Source organism: Acinetobacter sp. YH01005, assembly GCF_013420465.1.
GTDB classification, from domain to species: domain Bacteria; phylum Pseudomonadota; class Gammaproteobacteria; order Pseudomonadales; family Moraxellaceae; genus Acinetobacter; species Acinetobacter amyesii.
In genome coordinates this window covers 128,220-148,015 of record NZ_VOYA01000008.1, presented here as the reverse complement: position 1 = coordinate 148,015, position 19,796 = coordinate 128,220, and the positions used below count along the sequence as shown (strand labels likewise).

General features: G+C 41.6%; 20 protein-coding genes. 12 read left to right on the top strand and 8 right to left on the bottom strand.

What is annotated here, in order from left to right:
• Positions 1-111 precede the first annotated feature (111 nt).
• The 5 genes from FTT72_RS07890 (at position 112) to FTT72_RS16290 (ending at position 4,159) form a co-directional block, all read left to right on the top strand.
• The gene (locus tag FTT72_RS07890; RefSeq protein ID WP_078193765.1) at positions 112-798 is read left to right on the top strand and encodes a 3-oxoacid CoA-transferase subunit A; all 687 of its coding nucleotides are present in this window, start codon (positions 112-114) and stop codon (positions 796-798) included.
• A gap of 19 nt (positions 799-817) precedes the next feature.
• Positions 818-1,468 carry a 3-oxoacid CoA-transferase subunit B gene (locus FTT72_RS07885; RefSeq protein ID WP_180178160.1) on the top strand — a complete coding sequence of 217 codons (651 nt, stop codon included), beginning with the start codon at positions 818-820 and terminating at the stop codon, positions 1,466-1,468.
• A 126-nt stretch (positions 1,469-1,594) separates the two neighbouring features.
• A complete protein-coding gene (gene pcaF, locus FTT72_RS07880; RefSeq protein WP_180178159.1) occupies positions 1,595-2,800 on the top strand; it encodes a 3-oxoadipyl-CoA thiolase in 1,206 nt (401 codons plus the stop codon).
• A gap of 66 nt (positions 2,801-2,866) precedes the next feature.
• Positions 2,867-3,646, top strand: coding sequence for a 3-oxoadipate enol-lactonase (gene pcaD / locus FTT72_RS07875; protein ID WP_180178158.1), 780 nt, complete (start codon positions 2,867-2,869; stop codon positions 3,644-3,646).
• Between the two features lie 345 nt (positions 3,647-3,991).
• Positions 3,992-4,159: a hypothetical protein gene (locus FTT72_RS16290; protein ID WP_257233413.1), complete on the top strand. Its 168-nt coding sequence runs from the start codon at positions 3,992-3,994 to the stop codon at positions 4,157-4,159.
• A gap of 125 nt (positions 4,160-4,284) precedes the next feature.
• Here the strand turns inward: FTT72_RS16290 and FTT72_RS07865 are convergent, their stop codons facing one another.
• The 3 genes from FTT72_RS07865 to FTT72_RS07855 all read right to left on the bottom strand — a co-directional run bounded on the left by FTT72_RS07865 (position 4,285) and on the right by FTT72_RS07855 (position 8,432).
• Positions 4,285-5,523 carry a CaiB/BaiF CoA-transferase family protein gene (locus FTT72_RS07865; RefSeq protein ID WP_180178157.1) on the bottom strand — a complete coding sequence of 413 codons (1,239 nt, stop codon included), beginning with the start codon at positions 5,521-5,523 and terminating at the stop codon, positions 4,285-4,287.
• A 51-nt stretch (positions 5,524-5,574) separates the two neighbouring features.
• Positions 5,575-7,002, bottom strand: coding sequence for an MFS transporter (locus FTT72_RS07860; RefSeq protein ID WP_180178156.1), 1,428 nt, complete (start codon positions 7,000-7,002; stop codon positions 5,575-5,577).
• A 209-nt stretch (positions 7,003-7,211) separates the two neighbouring features.
• Positions 7,212-8,432, bottom strand: a complete 1,221-nt coding sequence (locus tag FTT72_RS07855) for an acyl-CoA dehydrogenase (protein ID WP_180178155.1) — start codon at positions 8,430-8,432, stop codon at positions 7,212-7,214.
• A 246-nt stretch (positions 8,433-8,678) separates the two neighbouring features.
• Between FTT72_RS07855 and FTT72_RS07850 the strand changes: the two genes are divergently transcribed.
• From FTT72_RS07850 to FTT72_RS07820, 7 genes are all read left to right on the top strand, one after another.
• Entirely contained in the window at positions 8,679-9,614 is a 936-nt protein-coding gene (locus tag FTT72_RS07850) for a LysR substrate-binding domain-containing protein (RefSeq protein ID WP_180178154.1), read from the top strand.
• A gap of 104 nt (positions 9,615-9,718) precedes the next feature.
• Positions 9,719-10,420, top strand: a complete 702-nt coding sequence (locus tag FTT72_RS07845; RefSeq protein WP_180116967.1) for a Sir2 family NAD-dependent protein deacetylase — start codon at positions 9,719-9,721, stop codon at positions 10,418-10,420.
• 187 nt (positions 10,421-10,607) lie between these two features.
• Complete coding sequence (locus FTT72_RS07840; RefSeq protein WP_180042181.1) at positions 10,608-11,552, top strand: ABC transporter permease; 945 nt, start codon at positions 10,608-10,610, stop codon at positions 11,550-11,552.
• On the top strand, positions 11,552-12,433 hold the full coding sequence (locus FTT72_RS07835) for an ABC transporter ATP-binding protein (protein ID WP_180178153.1): 882 nt from the start codon (positions 11,552-11,554) through the stop codon (positions 12,431-12,433). The genes FTT72_RS07840 and FTT72_RS07835 overlap by 1 nt, the downstream gene beginning before the upstream one ends.
• Before the next feature lie 81 nt (positions 12,434-12,514).
• Entirely contained in the window at positions 12,515-13,531 is a 1,017-nt protein-coding gene (locus FTT72_RS07830) for an isopenicillin N synthase family oxygenase (RefSeq protein ID WP_180026986.1), read from the top strand.
• A complete protein-coding gene (locus FTT72_RS07825) occupies positions 13,528-14,409 on the top strand; it encodes a hypothetical protein (RefSeq protein WP_180021811.1) in 882 nt (293 codons plus the stop codon). The genes FTT72_RS07830 and FTT72_RS07825 overlap by 4 nt, the downstream gene beginning before the upstream one ends.
• Before the next feature lie 7 nt (positions 14,410-14,416).
• The gene (locus FTT72_RS07820) at positions 14,417-14,746 is read left to right on the top strand and encodes a multidrug efflux SMR transporter (RefSeq protein WP_168377505.1); all 330 of its coding nucleotides are present in this window, start codon (positions 14,417-14,419) and stop codon (positions 14,744-14,746) included.
• Positions 14,747-14,886: 140 nt separating this feature from the next.
• On the opposite strand, the gene FTT72_RS07815 is transcribed toward FTT72_RS07820, so the two are convergent.
• The 5 genes from FTT72_RS07815 to FTT72_RS07795 form a co-directional block, all read right to left on the bottom strand.
• Complete coding sequence (locus tag FTT72_RS07815) at positions 14,887-15,687, bottom strand: sulfite exporter TauE/SafE family protein (protein WP_121530785.1); 801 nt, start codon at positions 15,685-15,687, stop codon at positions 14,887-14,889.
• Between the two features lie 45 nt (positions 15,688-15,732).
• Positions 15,733-16,227: a flavin reductase gene (locus FTT72_RS07810; RefSeq protein ID WP_111884696.1), complete on the bottom strand. Its 495-nt coding sequence runs from the start codon at positions 16,225-16,227 to the stop codon at positions 15,733-15,735.
• Positions 16,228-16,330: 103 nt separating this feature from the next.
• The gene (locus FTT72_RS07805; RefSeq protein WP_180178152.1) at positions 16,331-17,359 is read right to left on the bottom strand and encodes a methionine synthase; all 1,029 of its coding nucleotides are present in this window, start codon (positions 17,357-17,359) and stop codon (positions 16,331-16,333) included.
• Positions 17,360-17,438: 79 nt separating this feature from the next.
• Positions 17,439-18,428, bottom strand: coding sequence for a putative oxygenase MesX (locus FTT72_RS07800; RefSeq protein WP_180178151.1), 990 nt, complete (start codon positions 18,426-18,428; stop codon positions 17,439-17,441).
• A gap of 474 nt (positions 18,429-18,902) precedes the next feature.
• Positions 18,903-19,790, bottom strand: coding sequence for an NAD(P)/FAD-dependent oxidoreductase (locus tag FTT72_RS07795; protein ID WP_180011149.1), 888 nt, complete (start codon positions 19,788-19,790; stop codon positions 18,903-18,905).
• Positions 19,791-19,796 lie beyond the last annotated feature (6 nt).

Here is a 19,796-nt window from a genome sequence, read left to right as displayed (position 1 = left end):
TATCTGCATTTTTAAGTTTGTAAATATTTGAAATAAAAGATTATCTGCCTTGCATGACTGAAGTGGTTAGTCAGGTAAATAGTTTTATCGTTCTTGATGAAGGATCGTAGCATGATTGATAAAAGTACCGCTTCCTTAACAGAAGCACTTTCTCAAATTAAGGATGGATCTACCATTATGATTGGCGGCTTCGGTACGGCTGGTCAGCCTGCTGAACTGATTGATGGACTGATTGAACTTGGCATCAAAGATCTCATCATCGTCAACAACAATGCAGGTAATGGTGACTATGGACTTGCTAAATTACTCAAAGCTGGTGCTGTCCGTAAGATGATCTGTTCTTTCCCTCGCCAATCCGACTCTTGGGTGTTCGATGAGCTATACCGTGCAGGAAAAATAGAACTTGAGCTTGTACCACAAGGTAATTTGGCTTGCCGTATTCAAGCGGCAGGCATGGGTTTAGGTCCAATTTATACACCAACAGGTTTTGGTACGTTGTTGGCAGAAGGCAAACCTACACTCAATTATGAAGGCAAAGATTTCGTCCTCGAAAATCCAATTAAAGCTGATTTTGCTTTAATCAAAGCTCATCAGGGCGACCGCTGGGGCAACTTGGTTTACAACAAATCAGCGCGTAATTTTGGCCCCATTATGGCCATGGCGGCAGATGTGACGATTGCTCAAGTCTCAGAAGTGGTTGAACTTGGTGCATTGGACCCAGAGCACATTATTACCCCTGGCATTTTTGTACAACATGTTGTTGCTGTTCAACCTGCACAGCTTGAGCAATCTGCATAAATCACGTGAGGAAAGAACCATGAGCTATACCAAATTAACCCGTGATCAAATTGCAGAACGTGTTGCGCAAGATATTCCAGATGGCGCTTATGTCAATTTAGGCATTGGCTTACCCACCAAAATTTCAAATTATTTGCCAACAGACAAAGAGGTTTTTCTACATTCAGAAAATGGCCTTTTAGCTTTTGGTCCTCCTCCGGCTAAAGGCGAAGAAGACCCTGAATTAATTAATGCAGGAAAAGAGTTTGTCACCATGCAAACGGGCGGCTGCTTTTTTCACCATGGCGACTCTTTTGCCATGATGCGTGGCGGTCATTTAGATATTGCAGTATTAGGCGCTTTTCAGGTTGCCCAAAATGGTGACTTAGCAAATTGGCATACTGGTGCGCCAGATGCAATTCCTGCTGTAGGTGGTGCAATGGATTTGGCTGTTGGGGCGAAAAAAGTCTTTATTACTACAGACCATGTGACCAAAAAAGGTGAACCGAAAATTGTCGCTGAATTGTCATATCCTGCCACAGGCCTGCAATGTGTCGATCGTATTTACACAGATTTGTGCGTCATTGATGTGACGGTTGAAGGTTTGAAAGTGATTGAAAAAGTCGAGGGCTTGAGCTTTGACGAATTACAGTTAATGACAGGTGCTAAGCTGATTGATACGACAGCTTAAAGCAAAAAGTCCCTCCTTGATTAAAGGAGGGATTTAGGGAGGATTAATATTAAAAAATTAACTTCCTGTAAATCCCTCCCAACCTCTCTTTAAAAAGGGAGGAGCTGAGTTTTTAGGATTTATAAAATGAAAAATGCCTATATTATTGATGCAATCCGCACCCCTTTCGGTCGTTATGCGGGCGGTTTAGCAGCAGTGCGTACCGACGACCTAGGTGCCTTACCCATTAAGGCACTGATGCAGCGAAATCCAAGTATTGCTTGGGAGTCAGTTGATGACGTGATTTACGGCTGCGCGAACCAAGCCGGTGAAGATAACCGTAATGTTGCACGAATGTCGTCGCTACTTGCAGGTGTACCTTTTCAAGTTCCTGCTACAACTGTAAACCGACTTTGTGGTTCATCACTTGATGCGATTGCGATGGCAGCCCGTGCAATTAAAGCAAATGAAGCAGACTTAATTATTGCCGGCGGTGTAGAGAGTATGTCCCGTGCGCCCTTTGTTATGGGTAAATCGGAAAGTGCTTATGGACGCAGTCAAAAGATTGAAGACACCACCATGGGTTGGCGTTTTATCAATCCAATACTCAAGCAAATGTATGGCGTGGAAACCATGCCTCAAACCGCTGAAAATGTGGCAGAACAATTCAACATTAACCGTGCTGATCAAGATGCTTTTGCCTTAGAAAGTCAGCGCCGTACAGCCGCTGCACAGGCCAATGGTTTTTTTGAGAAAGAAATCATCCCTGTAGTCATTCCACAGCGTAAAGGCGACCCACTGATAGTCGATACAGATGAGCATCCACGTGCATCGACGATAGCAGAAGGCTTAGCAAAACTCAAACCTGTGGTGAAAGCTGATGGGACGGTAACTGCGGGCAATGCTTCAGGGATCAATGATGGTGCAGCTGCACTACTGATTGCTTCAGATAATGCTGTCAACAAATTTAAGTTAAAGCCACGGGCCAAAATTATTGCAGCAACGGTGGTGGGTGTTGAACCCAAAATCATGGGTTTTGGTCCTGCGCCTGCCATCAAAAAGCTGTTAGCTCAAACAGGTCTAAGCCTTGAACAAATGGATGTGATCGAGCTGAATGAAGCTTTTGCGGCTCAAGCCTTAGCGGTTACCCGTGAACTAGGTTTGGAAGATGGTGCTAAACATGTCAATCCAAACGGTGGCGCTATTGCTTTGGGGCATCCTTTAGGTGCATCTGGAGCCCGTTTAGTGATGACTGCGTTAAATCAACTTGAGGCAATTTCAGGTCAATATGCCCTCTGTTCGATGTGCATTGGTGTCGGTCAAGGCATCGCTTTGATTATTGAACGTGTTTAATCCTCAATAAAAGTCCTCCTTCTTATAGGGGGATTTAGGGGATTTATAAAATTAAGGATTCAAAATATGCCTACATTCATATCCAATGATGCAACGATTAATTACGCAACTTTTGGTGACCACACACAACCTGCGATTGTCTTTTCTAATTCTTTAGGCACAAAGTTCAGCATGTGGAAGCCTCAGATAGAGGCGTTGCAGCAGGATTATTTTGTCATTTGTTATGATACACGTGGTCATGGTGCATCTTCTGCCCCTCAAGGGCCTTATAGCCTTGATCAATTGGGTACAGATGTCATCCATTTATTGGATCATTTAAATATTCAACAGGCCACATTTTGTGGAATATCGATGGGTGGTTTAACAGGCCAATGGCTTGCAATACATCATCCTAAACGCTTTAACCATGTCATTATATGCAATACCGCTGCAAAAATTGGGCAAGAATCAGCTTGGAATGAACGTGCGCAGTTAGTCCGTCAACAAGGTTTGAAACCAATTGCAGTAACGGCAGCATCACGATGGTTTACAGAACCCTTTATCCAAAGTAACACGGCAACTGTACAATCTTTGAGTAACGACCTCGGAGCTGGCAGCCCAGAAGGTTATGCAAGTTGTTGTGAAGCTTTGGCTAAAGCGGATTTACGCAATGAAATCTCGTCTATTCACGTACCTGTATTAATTATTGCAGGTCAACAAGACCTTGTAACTACAGTTGCAGATGGTCAATTTATGCAAGAACACATTGCAAATAGCCAATTATTTGAAATTAATGCATCGCATATTTCAAACATTGAACAGCCAGATGCATTTAATCAGGCTTTGCAGAATTTTATACAGCAATAATATGCAGCTGAACAAATTCAATGTAATGTTATTAAAATAGAGCCTTGCCATTGTGCAGGGCTTTATTTCGTTTGAAGGCTTTGATTTAATGTCCGTTCTTAAAATAAATGGACAATTAGAAGAATGGTTCATCTATATAAAAAACGGATCAATATTACTTTTTAGTTTAATCATTGGCTTTAGTTCTACGATTTCTTATGCAGATGTTAAAACTCAGCGTATTAAGGATATAAAGACTTATACTCTCGTCAATGGAGATGGTATCGAAATCTTTCTGTGCAATTAGTAGACTTGAAAAATAGGCATATAAATGCTTATTGCGTGCAGCATTGCGGAAATTGGTTTGTGTATAATCCAGAATTTGAAAGTTATAGCTTAAAGAAAAAATATCAAGGCGCAAAAGTATGGACATCTCTTTCATACAAAAAAATAAAGACCGTATTGCAGGCCCAAGCTTTGATGAATAATTATACTTTAACTAGAAAATTAACATTAAAAGCACTCCGTAAATGAATATTGATATTGAAAAAGACCGAAGTATTGGAGTCCTTCGGTCTAAACTTTTAACTCCACTCATTCCACATAGGCGTTTAAGCCCATATATTGAAGAATAGTTTGAAGAATAATCCCATGAAATTTTAAGCTGCAGGATGATTGAGTTGATCAATGATGCCTTGTGCAGCCAATTCATTTAATTCAGCTTCAGTTCTATATTGGGACAAAATTTCTGTCGTGTGCTGCCCTAACTGTGGAGGTGCATGACGGTATTCCACAGGCGTATCAGATAATTTCATCGGTGATCCAATCACTTTAAAATCATGATTTAAAGCATGTGGAATATTCACCACCATTTGACGGTGTTGAATTTGTGGTTCATTTAATGCGTCTTCTACAGAGTTGATTACACCGACTGGCACTTTTACCGCATGAATCGCATCGACCCAAACTTGAGCATCTTGAGTGAGAAAATAGGCACTCAATAATGGAATTAATTCTTCACGGTGCTTTACCCGATCTTGATTACGTAAATAGTTTGGTTGATCTAGCAGTTCTTTATAGCCAATCGCAATACACAAGTCTTTAAATTGCTTGTCATTACCACAGGCAATAATAAATTCCTTATCTTTGGCTTTAAAAGTTTGATACGGCACAATATTCGGGTGATTATTTCCCATACGCTTGGGTGCTTTACCCGAGGTCAAATAGTTCATACCTTGATTGGCCAAAGCCGCCACCTGTACATCGAGTAATGACATATCAATATATTGACCACGTCCAGTATGTTGCCGTGCTAACAATGCCGCCTGAATGGCAATCGTTGAGTACAGTCCGGTCTGAATGTCGACTACAGCGACTCCCACCTTTTGTGCGCCACCACCGATTACATCATCAGATTCACCAGTAATACTCATCAAACCGGACATACCTTGAATGATAAAGTCATAGCCTGGTTCTTCCGCACGTGGACCATCCTGACCAAAACCAGTAATTGAGCAATATACGATATTTGGATTTAGCGTACTAAGTGATGCATAGTCCAAACCATATTTAGCAAGTGAACCTGCTTTGTAGTTTTCAATCACGACATCTGCAGTTTGGGCAATTTCACGGACTAGGGTTTGCCCTTCTTCACTGGCAATATCAATGGCTACAGAATATTTATTACGGTTCGCACATTGGTAATAGCCTGATTCTTTCGTCGCTTGACCTTGCTGATTTGGCATCCAAGGTGGTCCCCACATACGGGTATCATCCCCGACTTTAGGACGCTCAATTTTGATTACCTCTGCACCTAAATCCGCCAATATTTGACCGCACCAAGGACCTGCCAAAACACGGCTTAAGTCCAATACACGAATTCCTTTTAATGCACCCATAGTTCACTCCAGATGTGCCATAGGATTGAGCTATGGCACAGATATTTTTAATTATTTTACTGTTGCAGTTTTTGCAGACGCTTTTTGCTCTGCATCAGCTACATGTATATCTAAACTTGCCAGTTTTTCTTTTTCCGCATCTGAAGAAAGTGATGCTTGCTGTGGGTCATATTGGCGTTCACGAATGAACAAGCCCGGAATAACACCTGCAATAAAGTACGCAGCACCCATTACAATAAAGGCCATAGTGAATGATCCGCCAGCGGCAATCATACCAATGGTTGCAGGTGCAATGGCTGCGCCTAAGCGCCCCATATTGTAAGCACCGCCAATAGCCGTACCGCGTACATCCGTAGAGAAACTTTCTGCCATATAAGTTGCATTTACACCGTATGGAATACCGTATAAGAAACCGAAAGTTACGAGTAAATAGGCAATGTTGCTTGGTGTGTTATAGAAAATGATGATCGGTAAAAATGCTGCCGTGGCTACCGTACCAAACACAAAGGTAATACGACGTCCAAATTTGTCAGCGGCATAGCCTGCTAAAATTTTACCCAGAATCATGGCGGTATATGCACCTACCATATAGCCAGTCATGGCTTTAAAGTTCATGCTGAGTTCAGTTTCTAGATACGTTGGCATCCAGTTGTTAACACCGTAATAACCGAATTGTAGAAATGCAGCGGTCGACATCCAAAAGAAGAACATTTTGCGATGATTAGTGTGTCCAAAAATACGTTTATAAATACTTTCAGAAGGTGCATTTTGATTGACTGCAGCTTGCTGCTGTACAGGTTCAAGTTTTAATTCACGGCGTTTTAGCTGCTCAATTTTTGCTTCCTGCCAAGATTTTGGTTCAGGAACAAAACGCATAAAGATCAGGGCAAAAGCAGCAGGAATAATGGTGACATAAAATAGCATCCGCCAGCCGTGATCTGGAATAATGGCACCCGCCAGCAGCGTTGCAACGATATAACCCACGGTTTGACCGGTTTGCAAAGTCCCAAGTACCGTTGTTCGATATTTGGTTGGCACATATTCTGCCATGAGCGTATTACACGCCATGTAAAGAGAACCCAGTCCAAAAGCGCCAATAAAACGTAAAATTAAAAATTGTTCATAGCTTTGGGTAAAGCCTAAGATACAGGTCATGATCGAGAAAAATACGACCGACCAAGCAATGGTTTTCACACGGCCGAATTTATCGCACGCCCATCCACCCGAAATACCACCCAGCGCCATCCCTGCTAAAGAAGAACTACCGAGCATTCCAGCTTGAAATGTACTTAAACCAAATTCAGCCTTTAAACTGGTCAGGCTGAATGACAGCAACATGATGTCTACACCATCAATCACCAAGGAAATAAAGGCAAAAATAAAGGCCATTTTCCAAGTGTTGCTGGTAATCCGATGCATCGTGCCCACGTTAGAAGGCAATTTGAGCGTTCCTGCTCCGTTTTGCATTTCGTTATTCATTTCCTTGTTCCTCATTTTCCCAAATGAGTCATCGGCATTCCTATGTCTGCACATTTGCCTTTTTTATTCTTTTTATTTCATCACTGCTCAGGCTATTGCACAGAGTTACAAGAGTGTTTCACGATGAATCCTTTATTGATTAAGTTTATTTTTGCATAAAAAGTCTCTAAGGCACTCTATGCAGAGCACCTTATCGATATATAATTCAATTAGTTACCAAAAGCCGCGATGCCTGTTTGCGCACGACCTAGAATCAGTGCATGTACATCATGTGTGCCTTCATAAGTGTTGACGACTTCGAGGTTAACCAAATGGCGGGCAACACCAAACTCATCAGAAATACCATTTCCGCCCATCATGTCACGCGCTACACGGGCAATATCTAAAGCCTTGCCACAGTTGTTACGTTTAATGAGTGATGTGCCTTCTACTGCAGCTAAACCTTCATCTTTCATACGCCCAAAGCGAAGCGCAGCTTGTAGACCCAAGGCAATCTCAGTTTGCATATCCGCCAATTTCTTTTGTATTAACTGATTCGCCGCCAATGGTCGGCCAAACTGTTTACGGTCCATGGTGTATTGGTGCGCTGTATGCCAGCAGAATTCAGCTGCGCCCATTGCACCCCAAGCGATACCATAACGAGCACTATTTAGACAGGTAAATGGACCTTTTAAACCACGTACTTCTGGAAAAGCATTCTCTTCAGGGACAAAGACATTGTCCATCACAATTTCACCGGTAATCGATGCACGTAAGCCAATTTTACCGTGAATTGCAGGAGCAGATAGACCTTCCCAGCCTTTTTCTAAAATAAAACCACGAATGTCACCAACATTACCTTCAGGCGATACTTCTTTCGCCCAAACAACAAACACGTCGGCAATTGGGCTGTTGGTAATCCACATTTTTGCACCCGTGAGACGATAGCCACCTTCGACCTTTTTTGCACGAGTAATCATGCTACCTGGGTCAGAGCCATGATCTGGTTCAGTTAAACCAAAACAGCCAATGTATTCGCCTGTTGCCAGTTTTGGTAGGTATTTCTGTTTTTGCTCTTCAGAGCCAAATTCATTAATTGGCACCATCACCAAAGAACTTTGCACGCTGGCCATTGAGCGGTAGCCAGAATCCACATATTCAATTTCACGTGCAACGAGACCATAACTAACATAGTTTAGACCTGCGCCGCCGTATTGCTCTGGAATCGTTGGGCCAAGCAAGCCCAGTTCGCCCATTTCTCGGAAAATAGATGCATCGGTTTTTTCATGGCGGAATTGTTCGAGTACACGTGGCTGTAAACGCTCTTGACAGTATGCATGCGCAGTATCGCGAATCATGCGTTCTTCTTCAGTTAATTGCTGTTCCAAAAGAAATGGGTCTTGCCAGTTAAATTGTACTTTTGCTTTTTTTACATTGACCATTTGATTCATCGCATCCTCTGCTTTTTCAAGTTTTCGTTGTTTTATTCGATGCTATGTGTGAAAAGTGATTCATTCAAACGATTAATTTGCATGTAGATATGCGCCTTTCGCATACCTGAGCATAGCTCACAGCGTGTTAAGCACTTTAGCCACTGATTTGAACTACGGATTGCTTTATTTATAGACTATAGTGGTATATGAAAATCATTCTTATATGCCATTTTGTGATACCTATCGATAAAAAGGACTTTATCTATGCGGCGCAATATTCCGTCATTGCAAAGCTTAATTTGCTTTGAATCTGCTGCGAAACACGCAAGTTATACGCATGCTTCTCAAGAGTTATTTATTACGCAAAGTGCCGTGTCGCGACAAATTCAACAGCTTGAAGAATATTTAGGTGTCATGCTATTTAGCCGAACACGTCACGGTGTAGATCTCACAGAAGCTGGCAAGCAATATGCAAAAAGTATTAAACCATTTTTGCAAGGCATCGAAAAAAGCACCTCAGATATCATGACGCACAAAGGATTGGGCGGTACTTTAAAGCTTGGCGTTGTGCCAACCTTTGCCACACGGTGGCTGTTGCCAAAATTACATAAATTAAATGTGCAGCATCCTGAAATTACCGTGCATTTGGAAACCAGTACCAAACCTTTTTTGTTTAATGAAAATGTCTTTGACGCAGCGATTTTTGCAGGAACGCAACAGCAAATTGAGCATTGGCCGGGCATTCAAGCGTATTATTTAATGGATGAAGAAGTGGTTCCCGTTTGTTCCCCCAAATTGATTGAAAACAACTTTTCACTTGCGGAAATGACCGATGATCACAGTTTTAATTTAAGCGATGACGAGTTACTTCAATTGCCCTTATTACAGCAAACCACCCGTCCAAGTATTTGGCAAGAATGGTTTCAAGCCCATCAGCTTCAGCATCCCAAACCATTTGATGGTCAGCGACATGAACTATTTTCTATGCTTTCTGTGGCAGCCAGTCATGGCATGGGTATGGCACTCATTCCACAAATGCTGATTGAAGCAGAACTGAGAAAAAAAGAATTGGTGATTGCATCAAATAAAAAATTGCACGGTAGCCGAAAATATTATTTAGTCCACTCGAGCCAAGACAGTTCACCGCAAATACAAAAATTTGTCGATTGGGTGCTACAAGAATTGCATCAGCTAAGTTGAAGTAATCGCTATATTTTGAGTACAGTAAATTCGCTGAATTATTCGTTCAATACATGCAACCGTACGCAATGGACTCATCAATTAAAATATAAGGCTAAATATCTATGCAAAAAATTGTGGTGTTTTCAGGTGCCGGCATGAGCGCAGAAAGCGGCATCAATACCTTCCGTGACAGTGATGGTCTTTGGGAGCAGCATCGTATTGAAGATGTGGCCACACCTGAAGCTTGGGCACGTGACCCTTCTTTAGTACAGCGATTTTATAATGAACGCCGTAAACATATTTTAGCCGCAGAGCCAAATGCAGCGCATAAATTGATTGCAGAACTCGATGATTTTTTTGATGTTCAAGTCATTACTCAAAATATTGATGACTTACACGAACGTGCAGGCAGTCAAAATGTGCTGCATTTGCATGGTAATATTCGCTACGCTAAAAGCTCTGGCCCTCAGGCTCCACACCCAGAAGAACTATTTGAAGTAGAAGGTTCAGATTTAAATTTAGATACAGACAAATGCCCAGCTGGTTATCCACTCAGGCCCCATGTGGTGTGGTTTGGCGAAGCAGTTCCAGCTTATGACGATGCCAGCATAAGCGTACAAAGCGCGGATATTTTTATTGCGATTGGTACGAGTTTAGCGGTCTACCCTGTGGCTGGATTGATTCACCAAATTCGACCGAGCTGCCGTGCATTTTATATTGACCCGAAAGCAGATTATCAGCGTGTACCTGAGCAATATGAACTGATTAAAGCAGGTGCCAGCGAAGGCATGAAAAAGCTATTTGAGCAATTAGTTGCGCCATAAAAGTACATTTTGGCATTGTTCTAGATCCAAAAAATCATTTTGTCTGCTACCTTGGCAGGCTTTTTCAGATATTTAGTCCATTCAACTTTATCAATTGCAGTTAAATCACGGCATACAGGCCTTTGGCATTCTAATTGCTTAACAGTATTACGTTTTATTAAAAAAGTAATATTGGGGCTTGGTCAGTATGGGTTATGTCGCAAGAGAGCTCAGTCCAAAAAGTAAGCTATTGCTTGGCTTAGGATCATTTTTAATTCCTGTGCTTATTTGGTGTGCAGTGAGTTATTTGCCATTTTTATGGCATCCGCAGGTGCAAATTACGCAGTCAGGCAGTGTGCCTTATTTTCAGGTGGATAGCCGTGTCGACAAAGCGGTGTTTTATGCCGAAGCGCAATCTGCGGTCAATGCAGGTTTAGCGCCACCTCAAGGCAAACTGGTCAATCCAATCTATCTACCTGCACCGCATGAAGTGGCAAAAGCGCTGGTTACGGCCTTTATTACTCCGCCTGCCCAACCTGATGCCCCATGGTTTCATCAAAGCTTATGGCACAGTATTAAAATTGTGTTCAGCGCTTTTTTTATTGCCTCTCTCATCGGTATTCCGCTCGGCATTCTTTGCGGTTTTTCTCAAAAAATATCACAACTGACCGAACCTTTTGTTGAATTTTTTCGCTACTTGCCCGCTCCTGCTTTTGGCGCCTTAGCCGTTGCGATTTTAGGCATTAATGATGCACCTAAAATCGCCATTATCGTGATTGGTACGCTATTTCAGCAAATTCTAATTATCGCCAATACCACACGGATGGTTGACCGTGGCTTGATCGAAGCAGGTTTTACGCTAGGCACCAATAAAATGAAAAGCTTATTTTATGTGGTGATTCCGGCGGCGCTTCCCGACATTTACCGCGACTTGCGTGTATTGCTGGGTTGGGCTTGGACCTATCTTATTGTCTCTGAACTGATTGGCACAACCTCTGGGATTACGTGGTTTATCACCCAACAAGCGCGTTACCAAAACTTTGACAATGTCTATGCCGCGATCCTCATCATTGGGGTGATTGGTTTGGTATGCGATGTGGTGCTAATGAAACTCGGACAACATCTATTTAAATGGAAAGCAGGAGCAAAATAATGAACAGCACAGAGTTTAATGCCACCACTTATTTCGATGCAATTTATGCACGCCCTGTCATTTTAGAAGCAAAAAAACTCACACAAAGTTTTAAGCACGGCAAAACTGAACGCACTATTTTAAATCAGTTGGATTTAAAGATTCATAAACGTGAATTTATCTGCGTGATTGGCCCATCGGGTTGCGGTAAATCGACCTTTAGCCGAATTGTGGCTGGAATTGCCCCTTACAGTAGCGGTGAATTGCTGGTCGATGGCCAAGCCATTGAAGGCCCAAGCCCTGAGCGTGGCATGGTGTTTCAAGGCTACACGCTTTTTCCATGGAAAACCGTCAAAGAAAATGTGATGTTCGGCCCTTTAATGAAAGGTGCCAGCAATGCTTCGGCTGAATCCAGCGCCCGCGAATGGATTGATATTATTGGTCTAGAAAAATACCAAGATCAGTACCCGCATGAGCTTTCTGGTGGGATGAAACAGCGCGTTGCTATTGCCCGCGCATTGGTCAATGAACCAAAAATATTATTGATGGATGAGCCGTTTGGCGCGCTTGACCCGCATACCCGTCAAAAAATGCAAAAACATTTAATGGATCTTTGGCAAAACATTGATATCACCATCATTTTTGTGACCCATGATATGGATGAAGCCATTTTATTGGCGGATCGTATTGTGGCGCTCAAAGCCAATCCTGGTGAAATTAAAGAAATTATTGAGGTCGATTTACCCCGTCCTCGTAATCCTGAACTCATGCTGAGTCCTGAATTTAAACAACTGCGCGAACGGGTGGATTTCTTGGTACATGCGCAGGAAGACGAGCTCGACCCAGCGATGGAAAACCTACCGAAAATTCCGCGTATGACTCAAGTCAGTACGCAAAAATAACTGGATTAATCCCTCTTCATCTTTAGGACGGCCTAAATGATGTACTACAGCGTTGGACGGCCAACTTTATAGGAATTGAAGATGAATGAATCTTATGTTTTGCCACTTGTAGATATTTCAAAAATGCAAAGCACGGTACTGTCAGAACGCTTAGAGGTGGCAACCGCGTTGGATCAAGCCTGTAAAGATGTTGGTTTTCTATATTTAAAAGGTGATCAGTTCAATTTTGATTTTGCGACATCATTGATTCAGGTGGCAAAGCGCTATTTCCAACAAGATACCGCCAGTAAAATGCAACACTATATTGGGCTGTCGAAAAATCATAGTGGCTATGTGCCAATTGGTGAAGAACAATTTGCAGGCAACAGCTATGACTTAAAAGAAGCCTATGACGTCAATTATGATTATCATGGCGAAACTAAGGCATTTCCTTTAATTGGCCCTACTTTATGGCCAGATGATGCCACATTTAAAAGTACAGTCAGTGATTATTACCACCATTTACGCAGTATTAGTGAGCAGATTTTTCAGGCCTTTGCTTTAGCTTTGAATGTAGATGAGCATTTTTTTGAGCGCAAAATTACCCATCCGACCAGCCAACTGCGTCTAATTCATTATCCGTATAACCCTGAAGTGAAAGATGCCGAAGGTATTGGCGCGCATACAGATTATGAGTGCTTTACACTGCTCTTACCGACTGCACCAGGTTTGCAGGTACTCAATAAACAAGGTGAATGGATGGATATTCCATTGATTGAAAATACCTTGGTGATGAATATTGGCGACATGATGGAAATTTTGTCGAATGGCAAATATTTGGCCACCAAACACCGTGTTAAAAAAGTCTCTGAAGAACGCTACTCTTTCCCCTTATTCTGCGCCTGCAATTACGACACGATCATTGAGCCAGTACATTCAACTGAAGCGCCTAAATATCAGCCCTTAATTGGTGGTGAACATTTATTTAATCAAACCGCGCAAACCTTTAGTTATCTCAAAAAACGTATCGCTTCAGGAGAGCTGAGTCTAAGAAATGCTGTGCCTTTGTCATCATTTGGTATGGATGAAAATACAGAAGTACAAGGAGCAAGCGCATGAATCTATTTCAGGCTTTAGCACAGCTTCCAGCCAGCCAAGAGGTTTCAGGTCCTATTCCAGACTATTTGTATGGTGCTTTTCGCCGTAAAAGCATTAGTTTTTCAAATGGTTTGACGGATGAAAAGACCATTGTGTATTGGTTTCAGTCACGTAGTTTCACCATCGATCTACGTTTAAAAAGCCAAGAAAATACGCCAGTGAATGAGCGTCAAGGCTGGATTGGTAACACCCTATGGGATGCTAAACAACAATTATTGTCTTGGGACGTTAAAGCACACTCAAATTATCAAAATCATGTGCAATGGCCAGAACCTGCAAAACTACATGCGATTGGCAACTGTATTTTAGAATTCTCTCCAAGCAATGCGTATGTCGAAGACTGGCGTCAACAAGTGCATGAAGGGTTATTTTTAGGCCTGCGCTTGAAGTCAGCTTTAGATGTAGAAAGCCATCAGCCATTGCAGATGGATGGCGGTTTAATTATTTGTGATAAGCATGTGGCCTTTGCACTGAGTCGTTTACCTACAGATCAGCAAACTGTTGCCAGCATCGATATATCATCTGCACCTACTATGTATGAAACGGTGATTGAAAGCTTTGAAGTATCCATCGCTGTAGATGGTCTGCATAAGCACTATACAACGACTTCATCTCAGCAAGATCAACCACTTAACTTTGATCATTTCAAAGTTATTGATGAAACACATTTAATGCAAAACGTCATTATTAATGGTCAAGCAATACAGCTGATGTTCGAGGTGGATATTTATGTTCCACATTATGCATTTCAGCGTCGCACTGATACCACGACAGAAAGTACAGATTGGTTGCAAAATGAAAAACAGCACCTCTTGTACCATGCCGTAGAATGTCTATAGGAAATCAATGTCGTTTATATATTTGCTCATCGCAATCATTGCTGAAGTGATTGCCACGTCCGCCTTAAAAGCCAGCAATGGCTTTACTGAACTAGTACCGATTATTTTTACCGTATTGGGCTATGCCATTGCACTCTTCTTTTTAGGTTTGACCTTTAAATCGATTCCAATGGGATTGGCCTACGCCATGTGGTCTGCTGCAGGCATTGTACTGATTTCTTGTGTGGGCTGGATTGTGTTTAAACAAAATTTAGACCTGCCTGCCATGATTGGTTTGGCCTTTATTTTATTGGGTATTGTGATTATTAATGTTTTTTCTAAAAGCACAGAGCTTTGAAATGTCAGTTTTAAAATGAAGTTTTTAAATAATATCTCTGAAATTTTAAAGACTTAAATTGCTATAGATAAAAATGCTCTAGCTTGCTGTTGCACACTAGAGCATACGTTTCGAATGAATTAACTGTGATCAGTCGGCTTCTATAAAATGCCTTTCACTAGAAAAAAGCATCCAACAATACATAACAGCACAGCAAAACATTTTTTCAGTACTGCTGGTGAAAGCGCATGCGCAGTTTTCGCGCCATATTTAGCCGTAAAGAAACTCATCACACTAATGCCCAAAAAGGCATAGATATGAATAAAGCCAATGGTATTTGGAATTTCAACTTGCTGTTGCATGCCAAAGAACATAAAGCCTAATGCACCCGCAATGGCAATGGGTAAACCGCACGCCGCAGACGTCCCGACCGCTTTTTGCATCACCACGCCATTTGCCGTTAAATACGGCACTGTAATACTGCCACCGCCAATTCCGAAGATTGCCGATGCAACGCCGATACCCGAACCCGCCGCAATTTGCTTAGCTGTAGATGGCAGTGTTTTGTTTGGATCGACTGGCTTTTTTGCTCCCATAAACATGGTATAAGCCACCCAAAGTAAAAACACACCGACAATCATTTGCAGATGTAAGCCCGACAGCCAGCCTGCAATGCCCGCGCCTGCAAAACAGCCAATCGCCATAGGTGGGGCTAAATTTTTAAATACAGGCCAAATCACAGCGCCATTCTTATTGTGCGCCATCAAGGAGCTGATCGACGTCACCACAATCGTAGCCAAGGACGTACCTAGCGCCAAATGCATAATCACATCGGGGCTATAGCCCATTTGGCTAAAAACAATATAGAGCAATGGCACAATGATAGTACCGCCGCCAACGCCAAACAGCCCCGCAGCAAAACCAGCAAATGCGCCAATAATTAAGAAAGTAATGAGTTCCACGAAATAGATACTTTTAAAAAGATGTATTGAAGAAGTCTGACTGGTTTAAGCCAACTCCACTTGACCTACAGCATGATAAGCACGGTTGAAATACACCAAACTTTCTTCCTGCTGACTTTGCTTGATTGCGACCACACGGCACATAAACACGCTGTGCGTACCCACTTCTTGAATCTGTTCAATCTGACAGTCAAAACTGACCAAAGCATCTTTGAGTATTGGTGAACCTGTTTCTAATGTGGTCCAAGAACCCAATTTAAACCGCTCTTCCGAATTAAATTTGCTTGAAGCAAAGGCATTGGAAATTTGCTCATGCTGTGCGCCCAAAACATTGACAGACAGAACTTTATTTTCAAGAAAATGCGCATGAGAACGAGATGATTGATTCATACAAACCAGCAAAGTTGGCGGTGTATCTGTCACACTGCATACTGCTGATGCTGTAAATCCATGCATGCCTGCTTCACCCTCAGTCGTAATCACGTTGACTGCAGTCGTCAATAAAGACATTGCATTTCTAAAATCAGTTGCTTCAATCATCTCTTCAATCTCAATGGTCTATATGGCTTATCTCTTTCTCATGTTTGGATAATAGGGATTTCATTTCCTTCTTGCTCCTACATGAAATTGAGTCAGCTCGAATTTATGCGGTCAATTCTTGGCGAATAACGGCAGCGCCTGCGCTTAGCGCATTTAGTTTGCCTTGCGCCACGTGGCGAGGTAAAGGCGCCATACCGCAGTTTGTTGAAGGATATAGCTTGTCGGCATCTACGAATTGCAATGCTTTGCGTAATGTATTTGCTACTTCTTCTGCTGTTTCTACTTGATTGGTTGCTACATCAATTGCACCAACCATCACTTTTTTACCGCGGATGAGTTCGATTAAATCCATTGGTACACGAGAGTTTTGGCATTCAAGTGAGATGATATCCAGCTTCGATTGTTGCAATTTCGGGAATGATTCTTCGTATTGGCGCCATTCATTACCCAAAGTCTGTTTCCAATCGGTATTGGCTTTAATGCCATAACCATAGCAAATATGAACGGCTGTTTCGCATTTCAAACCTTCAAGCGCACGCTCTAATGTCGCAATACCCCAGTCATTGACTTCATCAAAAAATACGTTAAACGCAGGCTCATCAAATTGAATGATATCCACGCCTGCCACTTCAAGCTCTAACGCTTCTTGATTCAGGATTTTAGCAAATTCCCAAGCCAATTTTTCACGGCTCTTGTAGTGTCCATCATACAAAGTATCAATCATCGTCATCGGGCCAGGCAAAGCCCATTTGATCGGCTGATTGGTTTGGTTGCGTAAGAATTTTGCATCATCAACAAACACTGCTTTCTTACGCGATACTTCGCCCACCACAGACGGTACACTTGCATCGTAACGATTACGAATACGCATCGTTTCACGCTTTTCGAAATCTACACCTTCAAGATGTTCAATAAATGTGGTCACAAAATGCTGACGGGTTTGTTCACCATCACTGACAATATCAATGCCTGCATGGATTTGTTCATGCAAAGATAATTTCAACGCATCACGTTTTGCATCTAATAATTCTTCGCCTTCAAGTTTCCATGCTGACCACAATTTTTCAGGTTCAGCCAGCCAAGACGGTTTAGGTAAGCTACCAGCAGTTGAAGTTGGGAGTAAAATGGCCATATTCGATCTTCTATCTCTATTTTCTTTAAAACGGGTGGTTTAACTCACCCGCGTTTTCATCTATTTAAGTGATTTAAAATTAAGCTGCGTCTGCATTTTCAATACTAAAATTAGTCGCCCACTCATTCAAAATGTCTTGATATGGCTGGATAAAGTTCTCTTCCGTCCATTTGCCCTGTTTAACCGCCAACTGGCCACGTTCAACACGGTCGTACACAATACGTGTTAATGAGTAATCGCCAAAGCTTAAGCTTGGTTGATACACTAAACCTGCTGCCGCATTGGTATTGTAAATTTCAGGACGGTAGATTTTTTGGAAGCTTTCCATGGTGCTGATCGCGCTGATCAGTTCGAAATCTGTATAGTCGCTCAGCAAGTTATTTGCTGAATAAAATGCCAATGGCGCAGTCGCATTTTCAGGTTTGAAGTAACGAACACTTAAGCCCATTTTTGCAAAATAATCATCGGTACGTGAATAGTCATCATTGGTGTATTCCACACCTAAGATCGGATGCACATTTGCAGTACGGTAATAAGTTTTTGTCGTTGAAACACTTAAACAGATGACAGGCTGTTTTTTAAATTCAGCTTTGAATACGTCTGAATTGATCAAGTGTTGATATAGCTTACCGTGTAAATCGCCAAAATCTTCAGGTTTTTCATTGAACTTACAGCCGAGTGCTGGCAATACCACGCTGAAGTCATAGTCACGTACATACGATGAAAAACTGTTGCCGATCATGCCTTCAATGCGTTCATTGGTTTTATGGTCGATGATGGTGCTCTTTAAAGTTTCAATAAATGGGAAAGTTTGACCATTGCCTTCCACATCGAGTTCAGCCGAAATGATGTCAATTTCAAGTGAATAACGATCTGCATTTGGGTTGTCACAAGTAGCTAAACTATTGAAACGGTTATTAATCATTGCCAAAGTACGGCGTAAATTTTCTTCACGGTGTTCGCCGCGTGCCAAATTGGCAAAGTTCGTTGTTAGACGTGTATTGTCAGCTGGTTTATAGTTTTCATCAAAGCGGATACGTTTGATTGAACATGCAAATTTATTACTCATGGAGATTCACTACCCTAAAATTAAAATAATCAAAATTTCTGTATGGAGTAATTTATACGTGAATCTTAAGATGAATAAAAATGATTTAACCTCAACACAAAGTGAGTGAAATTCATGTTTGGTAATTTTATAAGATGAATTTATTTCAATTTAGCTCAATGAGCGCACTTTAAAACTGATCACCCCAAAGAATAATATTCAATTAATTATTGTATAAACAATATCTTATGATTTTATTGTTTGCGTATTCATATCAGAATTTTGCTGATTTTTTGATGTAAAAATGAAACTCATCAATTAGAATGTCTACTTTTAGAATATGATTATTTATTAACCTAAGTGAATTAAACTCAGCTTAAACTGAAAAAAGATCAAATGATTAACTGATTTTGTGATTTCTTATATGTAGATACAAATATCTAAATTTCTCATTTAGATACTTGCCCTATCTTTGTTAGCAGCTATGCAATCACTTTAAAAAATGAAAGATTTATGCGCCACAATTCCTGTCATCGCACCGTCACCTACAGATAATGCAACTGAACCGCCAGAACGGGTCACATCACCGCAAGCATAGATCCCTTTAACATTTGTTTCCTTGGCTGGCGAAGTTTTAATGGCCTCGCCATATTCATTGCAGTCAATCTCTAAACCTAAATGATGAATCCAATCTGCTTGCAAACGAGTCACAGTTGAAACAAACAAACCGTCAAGCACTGTTTTTTCACCATCATCAAAAATTACCTCACAAAGCCCTTCGATACGTGAAATTTTGCGCGTTTCAATCTGAATTTGACGTTTTGAAAGCTTCGCTAATAGCTCATCATCCAATTGATCTGCACTAATGGCATCATTTAAAAACAGCGTTGTATTACCCCAATCTGGTAGCATCAATGCCATATGTAACGAATGCATACCCGATACCAGCATGCCGACTTCACCTAAATTTAGTTCATAACCATCACAATATGGACAATGATAAACAGATTTCCCCCAACGTTCGGCCAAACCATCAACTTGAGGCAATTCGTCACGTACGCCAGTCGCAATAATCATTTTTTCAGCTTGAATGTGCTGATCACCTGCGATAACTGAATATTTTCCATCAACCGCTTTTACATCTGTAACAGTTTCAGCAAGCCATGAAATCGTTGAATACTTTTCTAATTGTGCTTTAGCGTCTTCTGCAATAGCACTTGGGGAACGGCCATCTTGGGTTAAAAAATTATGTGAATGTTCGGCAAAACGATTACGGCGTTGCCCTGCATCAATAATTAAAATACGGCGGCGCGCACGTGCTAAAGGTAAAGCAGCAGAAAGTCCTGCATAACTGCCACCAATAATCACAACTTCATAATTCATATTCCT